At 64.1% G+C, this 17,746-nt stretch carries 14 protein-coding genes; 7 read left to right on the top strand and 7 right to left on the bottom strand.

Annotation, left to right across the window (positions count from 1 at the left end; translation table 11 throughout):
* Positions 1 to 80: 80 nt before the first annotated feature.
* Together N7E70_RS05655 and N7E70_RS05650 are read left to right on the top strand one after the other, a co-directional pair.
* The gene (locus N7E70_RS05655; protein ID WP_154386241.1) at positions 81 to 497 is read left to right on the top strand and encodes a MerR family transcriptional regulator; all 417 of its coding nucleotides are present in this window, start codon (positions 81 to 83) and stop codon (positions 495 to 497) included.
* On the top strand, positions 445 to 840 hold the full coding sequence (locus tag N7E70_RS05650; protein WP_263005766.1) for a carboxymuconolactone decarboxylase family protein: 396 nt from the start codon (positions 445 to 447) through the stop codon (positions 838 to 840). Before N7E70_RS05655 ends, N7E70_RS05650 begins: the two co-directional genes overlap by 53 nt.
* A 269-nt stretch (positions 841 to 1,109) precedes the next feature.
* On the opposite strand, the gene N7E70_RS05645 is transcribed toward N7E70_RS05650, so the two are convergent.
* From N7E70_RS05645 to N7E70_RS05630, 4 genes are all read right to left on the bottom strand, one after another.
* A complete protein-coding gene (locus N7E70_RS05645) occupies positions 1,110 to 2,390 on the bottom strand; it encodes a VWA domain-containing protein (RefSeq protein ID WP_263005765.1) in 1,281 nt (426 codons plus the stop codon).
* A gap of 353 nt (positions 2,391 to 2,743) precedes the next feature.
* Positions 2,744 to 3,190 carry a thermonuclease family protein gene (locus N7E70_RS05640; RefSeq protein ID WP_263005764.1) on the bottom strand — a complete coding sequence of 149 codons (447 nt, stop codon included), beginning with the start codon at positions 3,188 to 3,190 and terminating at the stop codon, positions 2,744 to 2,746.
* Between the two features lie 61 nt (positions 3,191 to 3,251).
* Positions 3,252 to 3,518, bottom strand: coding sequence for a PepSY domain-containing protein (locus N7E70_RS05635; RefSeq protein WP_263005763.1), 267 nt, complete (start codon positions 3,516 to 3,518; stop codon positions 3,252 to 3,254).
* An 89-nt stretch (positions 3,519 to 3,607) separates the two neighbouring features.
* The gene (locus tag N7E70_RS05630) at positions 3,608 to 3,820 is read right to left on the bottom strand and encodes a DUF1674 domain-containing protein (protein WP_263005762.1); all 213 of its coding nucleotides are present in this window, start codon (positions 3,818 to 3,820) and stop codon (positions 3,608 to 3,610) included.
* A 106-nt stretch (positions 3,821 to 3,926) separates the two neighbouring features.
* Between N7E70_RS05630 and htpX the strand changes: the two genes are divergently transcribed.
* The 4 genes from htpX (at position 3,927) to purH (ending at position 9,900) form a co-directional block, all read left to right on the top strand.
* Complete coding sequence (htpX, locus tag N7E70_RS05625) at positions 3,927 to 4,943, top strand: zinc metalloprotease HtpX (protein ID WP_263005761.1); 1,017 nt, start codon at positions 3,927 to 3,929, stop codon at positions 4,941 to 4,943.
* Positions 4,940 to 6,343: an RsmB/NOP family class I SAM-dependent RNA methyltransferase gene (locus tag N7E70_RS05620; protein WP_263005760.1), complete on the top strand. Its 1,404-nt coding sequence runs from the start codon at positions 4,940 to 4,942 to the stop codon at positions 6,341 to 6,343. The genes htpX and N7E70_RS05620 overlap by 4 nt, the downstream gene beginning before the upstream one ends.
* Positions 6,344 to 6,433: 90 nt before the next feature.
* Entirely contained in the window at positions 6,434 to 8,155 is a 1,722-nt protein-coding gene (locus tag N7E70_RS05615) for a heparinase II/III family protein (protein WP_263005759.1), read from the top strand.
* Between the two features lie 128 nt (positions 8,156 to 8,283).
* On the top strand, positions 8,284 to 9,900 hold the full coding sequence (gene purH, locus N7E70_RS05610; protein ID WP_263005758.1) for a bifunctional phosphoribosylaminoimidazolecarboxamide formyltransferase/IMP cyclohydrolase: 1,617 nt from the start codon (positions 8,284 to 8,286) through the stop codon (positions 9,898 to 9,900).
* Positions 9,901 to 10,090: 190 nt separating this feature from the next.
* Here the strand turns inward: purH and N7E70_RS05605 are convergent, their stop codons facing one another.
* From N7E70_RS05605 to N7E70_RS05595, 3 genes are all read right to left on the bottom strand, one after another.
* On the bottom strand, positions 10,091 to 11,467 hold the full coding sequence (locus N7E70_RS05605) for an MFS transporter (protein WP_442866495.1): 1,377 nt from the start codon (positions 11,465 to 11,467) through the stop codon (positions 10,091 to 10,093).
* Positions 11,468 to 11,584: 117 nt separating this feature from the next.
* Positions 11,585 to 16,375 carry an NAD-glutamate dehydrogenase gene (locus N7E70_RS05600; RefSeq protein ID WP_263005756.1) on the bottom strand — a complete coding sequence of 1,597 codons (4,791 nt, stop codon included), beginning with the start codon at positions 16,373 to 16,375 and terminating at the stop codon, positions 11,585 to 11,587.
* 189 nt (positions 16,376 to 16,564) lie between these two features.
* A complete protein-coding gene (locus tag N7E70_RS05595; RefSeq protein ID WP_067966014.1) occupies positions 16,565 to 17,176 on the bottom strand; it encodes a LysE family translocator in 612 nt (203 codons plus the stop codon).
* A gap of 205 nt (positions 17,177 to 17,381) precedes the next feature.
* On the opposite strand from N7E70_RS05595, the gene N7E70_RS05590 reads away from it, so the two are divergent.
* Positions 17,382 to 17,696: a YciI family protein gene (locus N7E70_RS05590; RefSeq protein WP_067956501.1), complete on the top strand. Its 315-nt coding sequence runs from the start codon at positions 17,382 to 17,384 to the stop codon at positions 17,694 to 17,696.
* Positions 17,697 to 17,746: the final 50 nt, after the last annotated feature.

The raw sequence follows: 17,746 nt of genomic DNA, 5'->3' as shown, positions 1-17,746 counted from the left end.
CAGGCATGAAGGACAGGCCTTGACTTAGAGTGCGCTCGAACACCTAGCATCGCGAGCGTCGTAACGAGACAAGGTTGATGATGAAGATCGGTGAGCTTGCCAGGCGCAGCGGTTTGACCGCTTACACGATCCGCTACTACGAGCAGATCGGGCTGTTGCCCGTGGCCGACAAGGACGCCTCGGGGCAACGCGACTATGACGCCTCGATCCTCACCTGGATCGAGTTCCTCGGCCGGCTCAAGTCCACCGGCATGCCGATCCGCGAGATGCTGCGTTATGCCCGGCTTCGCCAGCAGGGTGAGGCTAGCGAAGCCGAGCGTCGCCTCCTGCTGGAAAGGCACCGCGACAAGGTCCTGGCCAATGTCGCCGATCTTCAGGCCAACCTCCTCGTTCTCGACGCCAAGATATCGGGCTACGCCGATGCAGAACAAAGGATCGAGACCAATGGACAACAACAACGAAAGCCGCTTCGAGCGCGGCACGCGCGCACTCTCTGACATCGACGGCGAAGGCGGCCGGAAGGTCGTCGATTCTCTCGCCGACATTGCCCCCGATTTCGCCCGCTACATCATCGAGTTTCCGTTCGGCGACATCTATTCACGCCCCGGCCTCGACTTGAGGTCGCGCGAGATCGCAACGATCGCCGCCCTGACCGCGCTCGGCAATGCTGCGCCGCAGCTCAAGGTGCATATCCAGGCGGGACTGAATGTCGGTTTGAGCCGCGACGAGATCGTCGAGACCATCATGCAGATGGCGGTCTATGCCGGCTTTCCGGCGGCCCTCAACGGCCTGTTCGCCGCACGCGAGGTGTTCCAGGAAAAGCACTGTCTCGCAGCATGATGTCGTACCAATGGTCTAGTGCCATGGTCGCACTTGCCAAATCGATGGAAAGACCCCACCTTCTTCAAGTGTTCAACGAACTGAAAGGAGGTGATCCGATGTCGAGTGATTTCGTTTTCCAGAACGTGGCCTCAGCGGATTGCCCTTTCGGGAAGCAGTCTTCCCGTTAAGGCGCGAGATGCGCGGCTGGTAACAGCCTGAGCCGCGCCATGGACGGAAACACGGAAAGGCCGCCTCTTCGCAAGAAGGGCGGCCTTTTTTCTTGGAACTTACATCGTCAGATAGAGTAGTTCGGTGGCGTCAATGATTGCCTTGTATGCCTCGTCGAGCTCGGTGCCTGTCGATGCCTCGTAGTAGTGCTTGATGTGCGATTTGTCTGGCGACGAGCAATTCTTGAGCACCGCCTTGGCCTGGTCTCTTTCGGTCTTTGACATAGCTGGATCGTTCAAGTCGAAGCCGATAGTGAAAATCTCGATGCCGTTTTCCTTCATCGATGCGCACAGGCTTTCGGCATAGCGCCTGGAAGCGGCCCCGTCGGAGGTGTTCCTGACACCGGCAAAGGCCTTGTTGAACTGCCCGTCGGTCATAAGGATAGCCACTTTTGTGACCTTGGCAGGATCCATGTCCGCCGGACCGTCACCCATCTTGGCGTCCTTGATCGCGGCGCGCCACTTGTCGGACAGCATGTAGTAGGCCCACTGAACGCCGATAGCTCCAGCTGTCACGCCATTCGCCGAAAACTTGTCAATTGCCTTGTTGAGCTTGTCAGCATCCGCGGTAAGCGGCACCACACTGGCAGCAGGGCAGCTTGAAACCCGATCGTCCAGGTTGACCTTCGCAGAGTAAATCCGTCCATCGGGCCCGACGCGTTTCGTGGCCGGTCCGTCGTCAGTGAAGTCCGCTTCAAGGGCCGGAGTCTTGCGGTCGCTCGCGCAATTGTCCGACTGCTTGCCTGTGTTGATAGATATTTCCCTGGGCGTTGCATCATCAGGCGGAGGCAGGTCGCGTGCCCCCGCTTTTTCAACGAAGACCGTCTTTTCCGCAAGCGCACCGACGTTCACAGACTCTGCATACGGCACCAGCGCCACGCGCGTGCGCGGATTCTCAAGCAGCTTTTCGACTGCATTCTCCGCCGCCGACTTAAGATCCCTGATCTTCTGGCCTTTCATCGACCCGGTGACGTCGAGCATCATCGCAACTTCGATGTCTTTGTCGGAGTAAAGCGACGCCGTCGTCGCCGAAATGCGTCGCTTGTTGGCACTACCGAAAAGTGAGAAAAACACTTTGACGTCGATATAGGCGGTCGCCTGGACCGTACCCGCCAGACGATCGACGAGCGTCTTGCCCACCACCACCTTCTCGCCAGGGGCGAGCAGCCTGTCAGTATTGGCTTCGACAAACGCGGCGACTGTCTCGTCCGCATCCTCGAGCTTGATCTTGCCGGTCGTCAGATCGCGGGCGGTCGACGTCACCGCGGCATCAACCGCCTGCGACAGACCCGACTTCACGTTGAACAACTGCGCGGTGTTGATGCCGTAGCCGGCTGCCATGGCGAGAATGGAAATGGTGATACCGCCAAGAATGGCAAAGTTGCCGCTGCTGTCTCCGGTGAAACGCCTTGCCGCCCGTGCCAGTGCCTGAAATTTCCGCATGTCCTGCCCCGCCGCCTGTGTGCCTCTGGCAAGGGCAAAGCAGGAAATCGGCCGCGGCCGCCCATTCAGCCGGGCACGGCGGCATCACCGCATCAAGTCATTGATTTTCATTGAGATCAGTGATCCACATGGTGAATGTGGGGTTAACCCCCCTGGAAACCGGCGGGCTTGTTTACCGCTCATTCACCATGGTGACGGCAGCACCGCTGGCGCCGCCTCACTTCGGCACACAGAGCCTGTGCCAGATCGGGTCACCTACACCAGCTGTCCCGCTTGCCGCCGCCATAAGCGCGCACCAGCCCGTCTTCGAGCATTGCCTTGGCGACCCCCTCACCGTCTCCGGTGCTGACGTCGGCAAGCACACGGCGGTAATATTTGGCGCCACCGATATTGGAGAGACTTATCGGACCCTCAGCGACAAGCCGGGCAAGGGCTGCTCGTGCCGCCAGTGCCGCGGTTCGTTCATCCACGCACCGGCTTTTCATCTCCGGTGCGTCGATGCCACGAATGCGGATGTTCACCCGCAGCGTCTGCCCGGGCCAGATCTCGGCCTCGGCCAGGAGCGTGTCGCCGTCGATCACCTCGACGACGCGCGCGCTGACCGGCCCGGCGAAATTGTCCCGCCGTTTGGCTTCTACGGGAGAGGCAAGGCCGACACAAACCAGCACCGAAATAACCTTGAGCGGATTCGAATCCATTCAAGGTATTTATTCCTATGTCGTTGATTGAGCAATACGCCCGAGAGCAGGCGTTGCGAAACTACAACCTCGGCTCGCCGGTGACAGGATCGACCTTGATCTCCACCTTGGCCTTGTCGGATGTGTAGTAGGTCACGTCGTAATAGCCTTCGCTCTCCCAATCGATCTCGGAGATGTAGTGGAACTGGTCGCGCTGCTCGATCTTGGCGATGATCTCGGACAGCTTGAGCGAATTCTGCGGCGGCACCGCCGGTTCCTTGGTCTGCGCCTGCGCGGGCACGGCACCCAGCAGCACAACAAGTGCGAGTCCCGAAATCATCCTGGTCATGGCAGCTCCTTGCACGGTCCCTTGGAGAACGACCGGCTCGCGATTTCGGTTCCATCGCAGTCGTGCAAGGAAGACCCGACCCAGCCGCGTCAGAAGTCGCTGGTCAGGCCCTTGATTTCCCAGTCGCCATAGCGCCCGGGCTCCTTGCCGCCACGGCCGCCGATCTCGCGCGGCAGCTTCGCTTCTTCGGCCTTGTAGGCCTCGCGGCGCGCTTCCGCTTCGGCGAGCGCACGCTTGGCCGCCGGCGAAAGCTGCCGTGGCGCAGGCGTTTCCAGATCGGTCTGCGGCTTGGCGTCGTCCATGGGATTCCTCGGAAATGATTGAAACGCACCCTCGTCTCTCCCATCATATAGCGAAGCGCACAGCCGTGATCGACCCTGGCGCGCGCGGAAAAGGACGGAGTGAACGATGAACATGATGCGGACGGCGATGCTTCTGGCGACCATGACGGCGCTGTTCATGGGCGTCGGCTATCTGATCGGCGGCTCCGGCGGCATGACCATCGCCTTCCTGATCGCTGCAGGCATGAACCTGTTCAGCTACTGGAATTCCGACAAGTTGGTCCTGCGCATGAACAATGCCATCGAGGTCGACGAGCGCAACGCACCTGAATATTACGCCATCGTGCGTGGCCTTGCCGCCAATGCCGGCCTGCCGATGCCCAGGGTCTATCTGATCGACAGCCCGCAGCCCAACGCCTTTGCCACCGGCCGGAATCCCGAAAATGCCGCCGTCGCCGCTTCCACCGGCCTGTTGCAGCGCCTCAGCCATGAGGAAGTCGCCGCCGTGATGGCGCACGAGCTCGCCCATATCGAAAACCGCGACACGCTGATCATGACCGTTACCGCGACCCTTGCCGGCGCGATCTCGATGCTCGGCAACTTCGCCTTCTTCTTCGGTGGCAACCGCGACAACAACAATCCGCTCGGCTTCGTCGGCGTTCTGGTGGCGATGATCGTGGCGCCGTTTGCCGCCATGCTGGTGCAGATGGCGATCAGCCGGACCCGCGAATATTCGGCCGACAGGCGCGGCGCCGAGATCTGCGGCAATCCGCTCTGGCTCGCCTCGGCCCTTGACAAGATCGCCCGCAACGTCGAACGCATCCACAACCCCGAAGCCGAGCGCAATCCTGCGATGGCTCCCCTCTTCATTATCAATCCTCTATCCGGCGAGCGCATGGACAATCTTTTCTCGACCCACCCCAATACAGAAAACCGCATCGCCGCCCTGCAGGCGATGGCGAACGAGGGTGTCGGTCGTCCAGCCCAGCGCACGGCACCCCAGCCGACGGCGCAGCGCAGCGCACCTTCCGGCCAGCAAGGTCCCTGGGGCGGTCGCCCGGCCGAGCAGCCGGCACCCGAACAGCCACGTCCGTCCGGCCCATGGGGCCGCAATCCGACCGGGCCGAAGGGCCCGAGGTCGTGAGCGGCGGTCAGCGCGACGAGAAGCGAAGCCGCGCACGCTCAGGCAATGCCAAGGGCAGCCGCCGGTCCACCGTTCCCGATGTCCCCGGCATCGCTGCGCGCATGGCGGCCGCCCGCCTGCTTGCCGCGACGATCGACGCCGGGACCCCACTCGACGGCCTGACCGATCACGAACACGGCCACCCGCAGTTCCGCGCGCTCGACATGCGTGACCGCGGGTTGGTCCGCGCCATCCTGGCCACCGCGCTTCGTCATCGAGTCACCATCACCAAATTGCTGGCGCGCCGGCTGGAAAAGCCGTTGCCGGCCAACGCGACTGTTCTCACCCACATCCTTCATGTCGCGGCAGCCCAGATTCTGTTCCTCGACATTCCCGACAGCGCCGCCGTCGACCTCGCCGTCACCCACGCCAAGGCCGACCCGCGCACCGTGCGCTTCTCCGGCCTGGTCAATGGCGTGCTGCGCACCCTTGCGCGTGCCAAGGACGCCGAACTGCCCGAAATGCTGGCAACGACAAGTGACGCGCCGGACTGGTTTGTCGAGCGCTTGACGGCCGCCTATGGCACCGATCAGGCAAAGCTGATCCTCGCCGCGCATCGCATCGAGGCGCCGGTCGATTTCACCGCCAAGGCGGATCCGGCCATGTGGGCGGAGCAACTGGGCGGCACCGTGCTGCCCACCGGAACGATCCGTATCGAACGCCTCTCCGGCCCCGTCGCCGAACTCCCGGGCTTCACCGAAGGCGCCTGGTGGGTCCAGGACGCCGCCGCCGCATTGCCGGCAAAGTTGTTCGGCGACGTCACCGGCCAGCGCGTCGCCGACCTCTGCGCTGCCCCCGGCGGCAAGACGGCACAGCTCGTGCTCACCGGCGCCAGGGTCACAGCGGTCGAAGCCTCGAAGAACCGCCTCGCCCGTCTTGCCGGCAATCTGGAGCGCCTTGGCCTCGACGCCGACAAGGTCAATGCCGACATTCTCACTTACGAGCCGGCCGAGCTGTTCGATGCCGTCCTGCTCGACGCGCCCTGCTCGTCCACCGGCACGGTGCGCCGCCACCCGGACGTGCTCTGGACCAAGTCGCCCGCCGACATCACCAAGCTCGCCGGCGTCCAGCGCGCTTTGCTCGACCGCGCCGTCAAGCTGGTGAGACCTGGCGGCAGAATTGTCTTTTCCAACTGCTCGCTTGATCCCGAGGAAGGCGAAGCGCTCGTTGCCGGCTTCCTCGCCGATCACAAGGCCAAGGTCGAACTTGACCCGATTCGGACAGGCGAGGTCGCAGGCATCGACGATTTCGTCACCGCCACCGGCTTTTTGCGCACCACGCCCGCTGGCCTCGACATCGGCAATCCCGCCATCTCCGGCCTGGATGGCTTCTTTGCAGCAAGGTTCCGACGCATCGCCTGATCAACACGGCGTTTACGAAAAATTCACCCTCGCGCCCGCCATTGAAACAACCTAATTTGTGTACGACGTGGGGTTGCGTCAGGAGGGGTATTGTCGATCGCGGCGGACAACACGACGCGTCTTTGGGCTCTCGTTGCCAAGGAGTTCTGGCGTAAGACGCGCCGGCGCCTGCGCGCCGGGCCGGCCTACAGCTGGCGCTACTCCGGGCGCACGCCCGAACGCGTACTTATCGCGCCGCCGGATCTGCGCCTGGCCGATCCCCAGATCGCGCTCGAAATCTACTATGGCCGCTTTCCGCTGTCGGGCCATCTTGTCGAGACCGGCGGCCAGTCGCCCTTCCTGATCGACGTGCCCAATCGCGGCTGGCAGCGCAGCCTGCATGGCTTCCGCTGGCTGCGCCATATGCGCGCCGCCGGCACCGAGCTGGCCGCCGCCAACGCCCGCGCCCTGGTGTCAGACTGGATCGCGCTGCATGGCAGCCGGATTTCCGGCATCGCCTGGGAACCGGCAACCACCGCCAAGCGCGTCATCGCCTGGCTGCAGCACTCCTCGGTCGTGCTGCAGGGCGCCGAGTTCGCCTTCTACCGGTCTTTCCTGCGTTCGCTGGCAATGCAGATCCGTTATCTCCGGTCGATGTCACCCGACATGCCCGACGGCAAGGACAGGCTCCGCGCCCGTGTTGCGCTCGCCTTCGCCGCATTGTCGCTGCCGGCGCCTGTCTCGGCGCTGCGCTCGGCCACGCGCAACCTCGCCGAGGAGCTCGACCGCCAGATCCTGCCCGACGGCGGGCACATCTCGCGCAATCCGATGGCGGTTCTCGAAATTCTCGCCGACCTTTTGCCGCTGCGCCACACCTATGCCAACCAGGCCGAGCAGCCGCCGCTGGCGCTGATCAATGCCGTCGAGCGCATGCTGCCGGCACTGCGCTTCTTCCGCCACCAGGACGGCAGCCTCGCCCGCTTCAACGGCATGGGCGCCACCATCCATGACCGCATCGTGGCGATCCTGCGCCATGACGACACCGCCGGCTCGCCGCCACTGCACGCCACCCATTCCGGCTACGAGCGCCTCGCCATGGGCGGCACGACGGTGATTGCCGACACCGGCACGGCACCGCCGATCGACGTGTCGAACCAGGCCCATGCCGGTTGCCTTGCCTTCGAGATGTCGTCGGGCCGCCAGCACTACATCGTCAACGCCGGCATCGACACCTATGGCGCAGCCGATCTCAGGCCGCTGGCGCGGGCCACCGCGGCTCACTCCACCGTCACCATCAACGACACCTCGTCGGCCAGCTTCGCCCACTCGCAACGCGTCAGCGGCGTGCTCGGCAGCCCGCTTTTTGGCGGACCGAAATCGGTGCCGACCCAGCGCTTGGACAGACCCGGCATCCATGGCTTCGTCGCCCGCCATGACGGCTACGCCCAGCGCTTCGGCCTCCATCACGAGCGCGAGCTGAGCCTGTCGGCCGGCGGCAGCATCCTGTCGGGCTGCGACCGTATCCTTCGCGCCGGCAAGTCGCCGATCAAGAACGACGGCCGCGACCTCGTCACCATCCGCTTTCACGTCCACCCCGACGTCCAGCTGTTCCGCGACCAGAAGGAGCGGCTGGTGCTGACAGGCCCCGACATCGACACCTGGGTCTTCGTCTCGCCGGATGTCGCGGCCGAGGTCGAGGAATCGATCTATTTCGCCGGTCTCGGCGGCCCCCGCCGCTCGCGCCAGATCGTGCTGTCGTTCAAGGCCTCCGACATCTCCGAGGTGCACTGGCAGTTCTCGCGCACGCGCATCATCAACCGGCTCGACGGCTAGCGCGGCTGAACGGCATTACCCAGGGAAATAGCCTGCACGCGCTGCCGCGCGCCTTGATTTCCGGGCCTCATGTGCTAGGCCGCCCGCAAGCAAAGTTTCCGCTCCCAACTTTGAAGGGCCCGCCACCCATGGCCGTCGTTTCCAAGAAGATCCCCGCACCCGACCTCGTGCCGATCCGGCGCGCTTTGCTGTCGGTCTCCGACAAGACCGGGCTGATCGAATTTGCCAAGTGCCTGACCAATGTCGGTGTCGAGCTGGTCTCCACCGGCGGCACCGCCAAGAGTATTTCGGCCGAGGGCATCGCCGTCCGCGACGTTTCCGAACTCACCAAGTTCCCCGAGATCATGGACGGCCGCGTCAAGACGCTGCATCCGTCGGTGCATGGCGCATTGCTCGGCGTCCGCGACGACCCCGAGCACGTCGCTGCCATGGCCGAGCACGGCATCGAGCCGATCGACCTCGTGGTGGTCAATCTCTATCCCTTCGAGGAGGTCCGCGATTCCGGCGCTCACTACGCCTCGATCGTCGAGAACATCGACATTGGCGGCCCGGCCATGGTCCGCGCCTCGGCCAAGAACCACGCCTATGTCGCCATCGTCACCGACCCGGCCGACTACAAGGACGTGCTCGACAGCATCGTCGCCAACAATGGCTGCCTGACCTACGAGTTCCGCAAGAAGCTCGCCGCCAAGGCCTTTGCCCGCACCGCCGCCTATGACGCGGCGATCTCGGGCTGGTTTGCCGAGGCGCTCGAGATCGAGACGCCCGACTGGCGCGCTTTCGGCGGCAAGCTGCAGAGCGTCATGCGCTATGGCGAGAACCCGCATCAATCGGCCGGCTTCTACCTGACCGGCGACAAGCGTCCCGGCGTCGCCACCGCGACCCAGCTCCAGGGCAAGCAGCTGTCCTACAACAACATCAACGATACCGACGCCGCCTTCGAGCTGGCCGGCGAGTTCGACCCTGTCCGCACGGCCGCCGTCGCCATCATCAAGCACGCCAATCCGTGCGGTGTCGCCGAGGGTGCAACGCTGACCGAGGCCTATGCCCGGGCGCTCGCCTGTGACCCCGTCTCGGCTTTCGGCGGCATCGTTGCGCTTAACCGCATTCTCGACGCCGAGGCGGCCGAGGAGATCGTCAAGATCTTCACCGAAGTCATCATTGCGCCGGAGGCTACGCCGGAGGCCCAGGCCATCGTCGCTGCCAAGAAGAACCTGCGCCTTCTGGTGACAGGCGGCCTGCCCGATCCGGATCGCGCCGGCCTTTCGGTCAAGTCGGTTGCAGGCGGCCTGCTTGTCCAATCGCGCGACAACGCCGTCGTCGATACGCTCGACCTCAATGTCGTGACCAGGCGACAGCCGACCCAACGCGAGATCGAAGACCTGAAATTCGCCTTCCGTGTCGCCAAGCACGTCAAGTCGAACGCCATCGTCTACGCAAAGGATCTTGCCACGGTGGGTATCGGCGCCGGCCAGATGAGCCGGGTCGATTCATCGCGCATCGCCGCCCGCAAGGCGCTGGATGCCGCGGAAGCCGCCGGCCTCGCCGACCCGCTGACCAAGGGGTCGGTGGTTGCCTCCGATGCCTTCTTCCCCTTCGCTGACGGTCTGCTGTCTGCCGTCGAGGCGGGCGCCACTGCTGTCATCCAGCCAGGCGGCTCGATGCGCGACGACGACGTCATCGCCGCGGCAGATGCCCATGGTATCGCCATGATCTTCACCGGCGTGAGACACTTCAAGCACTGAGGGGCAGATACCTTCTCCTGTTGCGGGAGAAGGTAGTGAGCGGAGCAAAGCCGGACGAGGGGTTCTGGACGGAGTGAGGTGGTGCCAGAAAAGCGGCGAGCGCCGAAACCTTGAGACGCACCGCCTCGTCCAGCACCGCTATCCGTCGTCTTCGGAGACAGCTTCTCCCACAGGGGGAAGATAATATCCGCTATTTCACCTCGTCAGCCGGATAGGGCGTGCGCAACAACACTGCCAGCCCGACGACGAAGAATATGATGATCATCGCCATGCCAAGCCGTGGCGAGCCGCTCAGGGCGGTGACTGTCGCGACCACGAACGGCGCGACGAAGCTGGTCGCCCGGCCCGACAGCGCATACAGACCGAAATAGCGCCCTGCCTCATCGGCCGAGACACTGCGCGCCATATAGGAGCGCGACGACGCCTGCACCGGGCCGAAGGCAATGCCGACCAGCAGGCCGAAGGCAATGTAGGCCTTCTCGGCGGGCGTGCCGAACAGCCCGTTGGTATCGGCACCAGGCATCTGCCACAAGCCGAACAGCGTATAACCCGGTCCGGTCGAGACGATGCCGATGGTGGCAATGGTCAGCAGCACCAGGGAAAACACCACCACCACTTTGGAGCCGAAGCTGGTGTCGAGGCGGCTGGCGGCGAGACAGCCGAAGATGGCGACGACATTGAGTATGATGCCGTAAATGCCGATCTCGGTGATCGACCAGCCGAACATCGCGGCCGCGAATGCACCGCCGAGGCCGAGCAAGGCATTGACGCCATCCTGATAAATCATGCGGGCGACGAGGAAGCGGAAGATGCCGGTGCGCTGGCGCACCTCGCCCAGCGTCGACCTAAGCTCAGACAATCCTTCCCGGACGGCAGGCCTAATGGCCATGCCCCTACCGCTGTCGGGCGTGAAGAAAAACATCGGCAGGATGAAGACGAGGTACCAGAGTGCTGAGATCGGGCCTGCGGCGCGAGCATCCTCGCCTGCCACCGGGTCCAGCCCGAACAGCGGGGCCGCACCGATGATGGTCTTGCCGCTCTCGGGCGACGCAGCCAGGAAACCGACGACGAAGATCAGCACGATCATGCCGCCGAGATAACCAAGACCCCAGGCGATGTTGGAAATCTTGCCGATCTCCTCCTTCGAAACAAGGCGAGGCATCATCGAATCGTTGAAGACGATCGAGAACTCCGCCGCCACCGAAGCGAGCGAAAACAGCAGGACGATCGGCACCAGCGGCGATCCGGGCTCGGCATACCAGAGCAGGCACAGGCTGATGATCTTGATCGCGGCAAAGAATGCGATCCATGGCTTGCGCGGGCCGGTCTGGTCGGCGATCGAGCCAAGCACCGGCGACAGGATGGCGATGACGAAACCGGCTGCGGCGATGCCGTAACCCCAGGCTGCCTGGCCCATGGCCGGATCGGTCGCCATGCGCGAGACGAAATAGGGACCGAAGATGAAGGTGGTGACCACGGTGAAGAACGGCTGCGCCGCCCAGTCGAAAAACATCCATCCCCAGACGCCACGCCGAGGCGTGCGTTGAACCACCATCGTGTCAGCCATCATCCCTCCGCGCGCGCCGCATCAGCGCGTCGTCTGGAGCTATAGCGCAGTTCGCTTGCGTGGTCCTTGAGGAAAATGCCTGCCACGATTTCAGTGGCAGGCATCATCGCATTGGGCTCAGCGGCCCGACAGGTCGCTCATCAGGCCGGCCGCCACCGTCAGGCGCGACACGGTGATGTCGCCACCCTCCGTCAGGGCCTGCAGCCTGTCGCGGGTGCGGTTGGTCCTGTCGCCGCCGGCGTCGAGCCATGCCGCGACCGGATCGGCAGCCTTGCCGAAACCGGTCAATGCCGCAACCGCGATGCCGCGTCGCGCTGCACCGATGGTGTCGGATGCACGCGACAGCGCCAGCCCCTCATAATAGTCGGAGGTGGCGATCGCATGCGTTGCATCCTCGATCCGCGGAATGCGGAACGCCTCGCTGACGCCGAAGAACGCCTTCGCCGCTGCCAGGATGTCGGCCTTGGCGGTCTTGGCCACCAGGGCGATGTCGGGCACCAGTTCGCCTGCCTCGAGCAGCGACAGCCGCTCGGCCAGTTTCTCCGGCGCACCGGCGGCGGCAAAGCCAGCCTTGCGGTTTTCGATGCGCTCGCGTGTGAAGGCAGGCAGCATGCCTGAGAACTTCGGCTCCAGTGCTGCGCGTGCTTCCTGCAGCTCGGCGATGCGGCTCGCCAATGGCGCGTCGCTGTGCTCGTTGCGCAGATACCAGCCGCTGGTACCGAAGATCAGCCGGCTGACCGCCTGATACAGGTCGAGCTGCAGCGTGCCGTCGACGACATTGTCGAGCGCGTCGATCTCGCGATAGAGCGCCGGCAGAGCAAAGCCATCGCGCACGACGGCAAAAGCCCGCACCACATCGGCCGCCGAACGGCCGCTGGCCTCCTGCAGCCGGTTGACGAAGGATGGCCCACCACGATTGACGAGATCATTGGCGACGACACGCGCGATGATCTCGCGGCGCAGCCGGTGACCACCGATCTCGGCGGCATATTTCTTGGCCATGCGCTCGGGGAAGTAGCCGAGCAGATCACGTTCGAAATGGGCTTCGTCGGGCACGTCGCTGGCGACGATGTCGGAGAACAGCACGATCTTGGCATAGGCGAGCAGCACGCCAAGCTCGGCCCGGGTCAGCGGCTCGCCACGCGTCTGGCGTTCGGCCAGAGCAGGCGGCCATGGCAGGTTCTCGACGGCGCGGTCGAGCAGTCCGCGCGCCTCGAGCGCGCTCATGAAGCGGCCCTGATGCGCGATGTCCTGAATACCGCGCTTGGCCGCGACCGACAGCGCCAGCGTCTGCTCGTAGTTGTTGGCCAGCACCAGCCCGGCAACCTCCTCGGTCATTTCGGCGAGAAACTTGTTGCGTGCCGGTCGCTGCAGCGTGCCCTTGCGCATCGCCGAAGCCAGCGCGATCTTGATGTTGACCTCGACGTCGGACGAATTGACGCCGCCCGAATTGTCGATGGCGTCCGAGTTGCAGCGCCCGCCCTTGAGACCGAACTCGATGCGCGCCCGTTGGGTTGCGCCGAGATTGGCACCCTCGCCGATCACCTTGACCCTGAGGTCGGTGGCGGTGACGCGGATCGCGTCGTTGGCGCGGTCACCGACTTCCTGGTTGGATTCGCCGGTCGCCCTGACATAGGTGCCGATGCCGCCGAACCACAACAGGTCGACCTGCGCCCGCAGGATGGCGTTCATGATCTCGGTCGGCGATGCCGTCGTCTTGGCGAGCCCGATCGCCGTTGCCGCCGCATGCGGCAGCGTCACCGACTTCTGGGCGCGCGAAACGATCACGCCGCCTGCCGACAGCTTGGACTTGTCATAGTCCTGCCAGCTCGAACGCGGCAGGTCGAACATCCGCTTGCGCTCGGCAAAGGACGCGGCCATATCGGGCTCGGGATCGATGAAGATGTCGCGGTGGTCGAAGGCGGCGATCAGCTTCGTTTGCTCGGACAACAGCATGCCGTTGCCGAAGACGTCGCCCGACATGTCGCCGACGCCGACGACGGTGAACGGCGTCGTCTGGATGTCGCGGTTCATCTCGCGGAAGTGCCGTTTGACCGCTTCCCAGGCGCCACGCGCCGTGATGCCCATCTTCTTGTGGTCGTAGCCGGCCGAGCCGCCCGAGGCGAAGGCGTCGTCGAGCCAGAAGCCGTGCTTCTCGCTGATGCCGTTGGCCGTGTCGGAGAAGGTCGCCGTGCCCTTGTCGGCGGCAACGACGAAATAGGGATCGTCCATATCGCGGCGGACAACACCCACCGGCGGCACCACCTTGTCGCCGTCGAGATTGTCGGTGATCGACAGCAGGCTGGAGACGAAATTGACGTAAGCAGCCTTGCCGGCCTCGAACACCGCGTCGCGGCTGCCGCCCACGGGCAGGCGCTTGGGGAAGAAGCCGCCCTTGGCGCCGACAGGCACGATGACGGCATTCTTGACCTGCTGCGCCTTGACCAGGCCAAGCACCTCGGTGCGATAGTCCTGGGCACGGTCAGACCAGCGCAGGCCGCCGCGCGCCACCGCGCCGAAGCGCAGATGCAGCCCCTCGACCTCCGAACCATAAACGAAGATCTCGCGCCACGGCCGCGGCTCTGCCAGGCCTTCGACGCTGCGCGAGTCGAGCTTGATCGCCAGCGATTGGCCACGTTCCTTCTTACCCGCCACGAAGTGGTTGGTCCTGAGCGACGCCTCGATCAGGTTGACGTAGCGCCGGATGATGGTGTCGTCGTCAATATTGGGGACCGCCTCGAGCGCGTCCTTGATCTTGGCCTTGAGGTGCTTGGCGGTGACCAGGCCGTCCTGTTCCTGTGCCGGATCGAGCCGGGCGAGGAAAAGCGCGTGCAGGCCGCGCGCGATATCGGGATAGCGGTTCAGCGCTGCCGCGATGAAATCCTGGCTCTGTGGAATGCCGGCCTGCTGCAGGTAGCGGCCATAGGCACGCAGGATAAGAATCTCGTTGGAGCCGAGACCTGCCGTCTGCGCCAGCGCGTTGTAGCCGTCATTGTCGGCGTCGCCGTTCCAGACCGACAGGAACACCTCTTCGAACAGCGCGCCACTGTCGGCGAGGTCGATCGGCTGGCCGTAGGCGTTCTCCAGCTCCATGTCATGGATGAAGATCTGGTCTTCGCCCTTCTCGCCCAGTTCGAATGTGCGCTCGCTGATGACGCGGAAGCCCATGTTCTCGAGCAATGGCACGCGCCGCGACAGCGCCACCGGCGCGCCGTGGTGATAGATCTTCAGCGAGGCCTGTGTGGGCGCCTGGCCGGTGTCGCGATAGCAGTCGATGACGATCGGGTTGGATGCGCCGATCGAGGCGATGCGCTCGGCATCGACGAGGGCTGCCGCCGGCGAGAAGCTGTTCTGGTAGTCCTGCGGGAAGTGGCTGGCGAGCCTGACGAAAGATGCGGATGAGCCGGCCTCGGCTGAAGCCTCGCGCAAGCCGTCCTCCCAGGTCCGCACCATATCGCGGATTGCCGCCTCGATGGCCGTCTGCTCGACCTTGGGCGTCTTGCCGCCGGAGCGGCCGATGATGAAATGGACGCGCGCTAGCCCGCCCTCGGGGAAGGCCGGGTAATAGGCCGACAGGCGGCCTTCGAACACGGACTTGAGATAGGCGCCGATCTTCTCGCGCACCACCGAATCGTAGCGGTCGCGCGGCACGAAGACGAGGATCGAGACAAAGCGATCGAACTGGTCGACACGCACCAGCGCACGCACGCGCGGCCGTTCGATCAGGCCGAGGATGGCCTCGGAATGCTTGCGCAGTGTCGGCACGGCGACCTGGAACAGCTCGTCGCGCGGATAGGATTCAAGCACGTTGATCAGCGCCTTGCCGGAATGGTCGGCAGGGTCGAAGCCCGACTTCTGCACCACGGTTTCGGCCTTGGAGCGCAGATAGGGAATCTTCATCACCGAGCGCGTGTAGGCGGTCGAGGTGAACAGGCCGACGATGCGCAGTTCGCCCGACAGCTGCCCCTTGGCGTCGTAGGTCTTGATGCCGATGTAGTCGAGATAGGCGCGGCGGTGCACCGCCGACTTGGCATTGGCCTTGGTGACGATCAGCGGATCCGGGCCATGCAGAAAGGCGCGGATTTCGGGTGTCGTCGACGTCGCGTCGATGGTGTCGCGGCGCAGCACCAGAACGTCGGGGTCGGCGAGGATGCCGAGGCCCGGCTTGTCGGAGCGTTCCAGTACGCCACTCTTTTCGCCGCCCGAATATTTGAATTCGCGCATGCCGAGGAAGGTGAAATTGTCGTCGCGCAGCCATTCGAGGAAGGCGATCGCCTCGGTCACCGCGTTCTTGTCGAGCGGGATCGGCGCATAGCGGAATTCCGAGATCGCCTGGTCGAGCCTGGCCAGCATCGGCTTCCAGTCGGTGACGGCGGCGCGCACCTGTCCAAGCAGCTTCTTCAGCCGCTCGCGCAACGCTTCGGCGGCATCCTTGCCGAGCGGCGGGATGTGGACGTGAATGACGCTGACCTTGTCGGCCGCCTCCTCGCCCTTGTGGCCGCCATCGCTCAGGATCTCGTCGACGCCGGTGCGGCCATGGCGCACGTGGATGACCGGGTGGGTGACAAGCACCGGCTCGCCGGCGGCTTCGGTGATCTCGCCGAGCACCGAATCGAACAGGAACGGCATGTTGTCGTTGACGACGGTGACGACAGTGACCGGCCGGTCATGACGGACGACGCTGCCGTCGGTCTCGATGTCGATGACCGAAGAACCTTTGCGGTGCTTGAGCACGGCCTGCTCGGCGAGCTGTGCTGCGCGCTCCAGCATGCCCGGCTCGTAATCGGCCACGTCCTCGGCCGGCGCTCGGGCGAGCAGCAATTCGTGCAGCTGGGGAGGTCTGTTGGAGGATTTGGAGGCGGATGCAGTCTTGGCGGATTTCGCCTTAGACTTCACAGATGCGGCCATGACGCTAGTTTCTCCCGTCCCGTCACATGCTTTTGCGATTATCGTAGCAGATGGCCTGCCTTTAGCGACAAAGGTTTGACGGAAGGTAGGCAAAAACGCCTATCGGGCAGGCAGAAATTGCCTGCAAAATAGGCTGACGCAGCGTCCCCAAGGCTCGTCGCGCACCCGGCCTGACAAAACTTTGGCCTTTTACCTCGCGGCAATCGCCGCGGCCGCACCCGCCATGGTCGTGGCGCTCACCCGATTCGCAATCTGCATCGCCCGCTTGCTCCGCAAAAGCTTGCGCGCCTGTGCTGCTGCGAACACCCAGGCGAGGTCGATGGCGATCAACACCGCCGCCATCGTCAGCGTCAGTTCCAGCCAGCCGACGACGCTCACCGAAGCCAGGTCGATGATCGTCGGCAACAGCGCCAGATAGAACATCATGATCTTGGGATTGCCGAGCGTCACGGCCATGCCGGCAGCGAAAAGCTTGAGCGGAGAATCCTGGCTCGGCATCTCGCCTTCGCGCGTGTCGACGGGGGCCGTCCACATTTTCCAGGCGAGGTAGACGAGATAGGCGACGCCAGCCCACTTCACCACGACGAAGGCCATGTGAAAGGACTGCGCCACGAAGGCGAGGCCAAACACCGCCAGCGAAAGCCAGATCGCCTCGCCGATCCACATCGCCGCCAGGAACGGCAACACGTCACGAAAGCCCTTCGAGATGACCCGTGCCACCAGTGCTGCAATGGAAGGCCCGGGCGAACCGGCGGCAACAAGCAGAGCACCGGCAAAGATCAGAAGCGAAGTCGGTTCCATCGTCATCCCCGAATGGCTGGTCGCGGAACCTTACGGCATGCGCCGCAACTTGCAACCGCCAGACGAACCAGGCGCCTATGCCATCAACTTTGCGAGATCGGACAGGAAAGCAGGTTGTCCAGGACAGCCTACAGGCAAATGAATAGCTCGCGCGCCGGCACGATGTCGGGTGGCCGGCACCTCGGCACGCCACGGAGGAGATGTCATGGCCAAGTTTCTCTTCGTCTATCACGGCGGCGCCATGCCGCAATCGGAGGAAGAAGGCGCCAAGGTGATGAAGGCCTGGATGGACTGGTTTGCCGGCTTGGGCGCTGCCGTCGTCGATGGCGGCAATCCGGTCGGCAAGTCTCAGACGGTTGCCGCCAACGGCGCTGTTACCAATGACGGCGGCGCCAATCCGGTCAGCGGCTATTCGGTGTTCGACGCCAAGGATCCCGCCGACGCCGCGCGCATCGCCAAGGGCTGCCCTATCCTCCACGCCGGTGGTTCGGTGGAAGTCGCACCCATCATCGAGATGTAGTCGGGGTCGCACCCACGCCCCAAAGCAAAAAGGGCGCCTCCATTGGAGAC

Origin of the sequence: Aminobacter sp. NyZ550 (assembly GCF_025628925.2) — a bacterium.
GTDB classification, from domain to species: Bacteria; Pseudomonadota; Alphaproteobacteria; order Rhizobiales; family Rhizobiaceae; genus Aminobacter; species Aminobacter ciceronei.
Note: the sequence above shows the minus strand (reverse complement) of the source record. Positions and strands in the feature narration are given on the sequence as shown.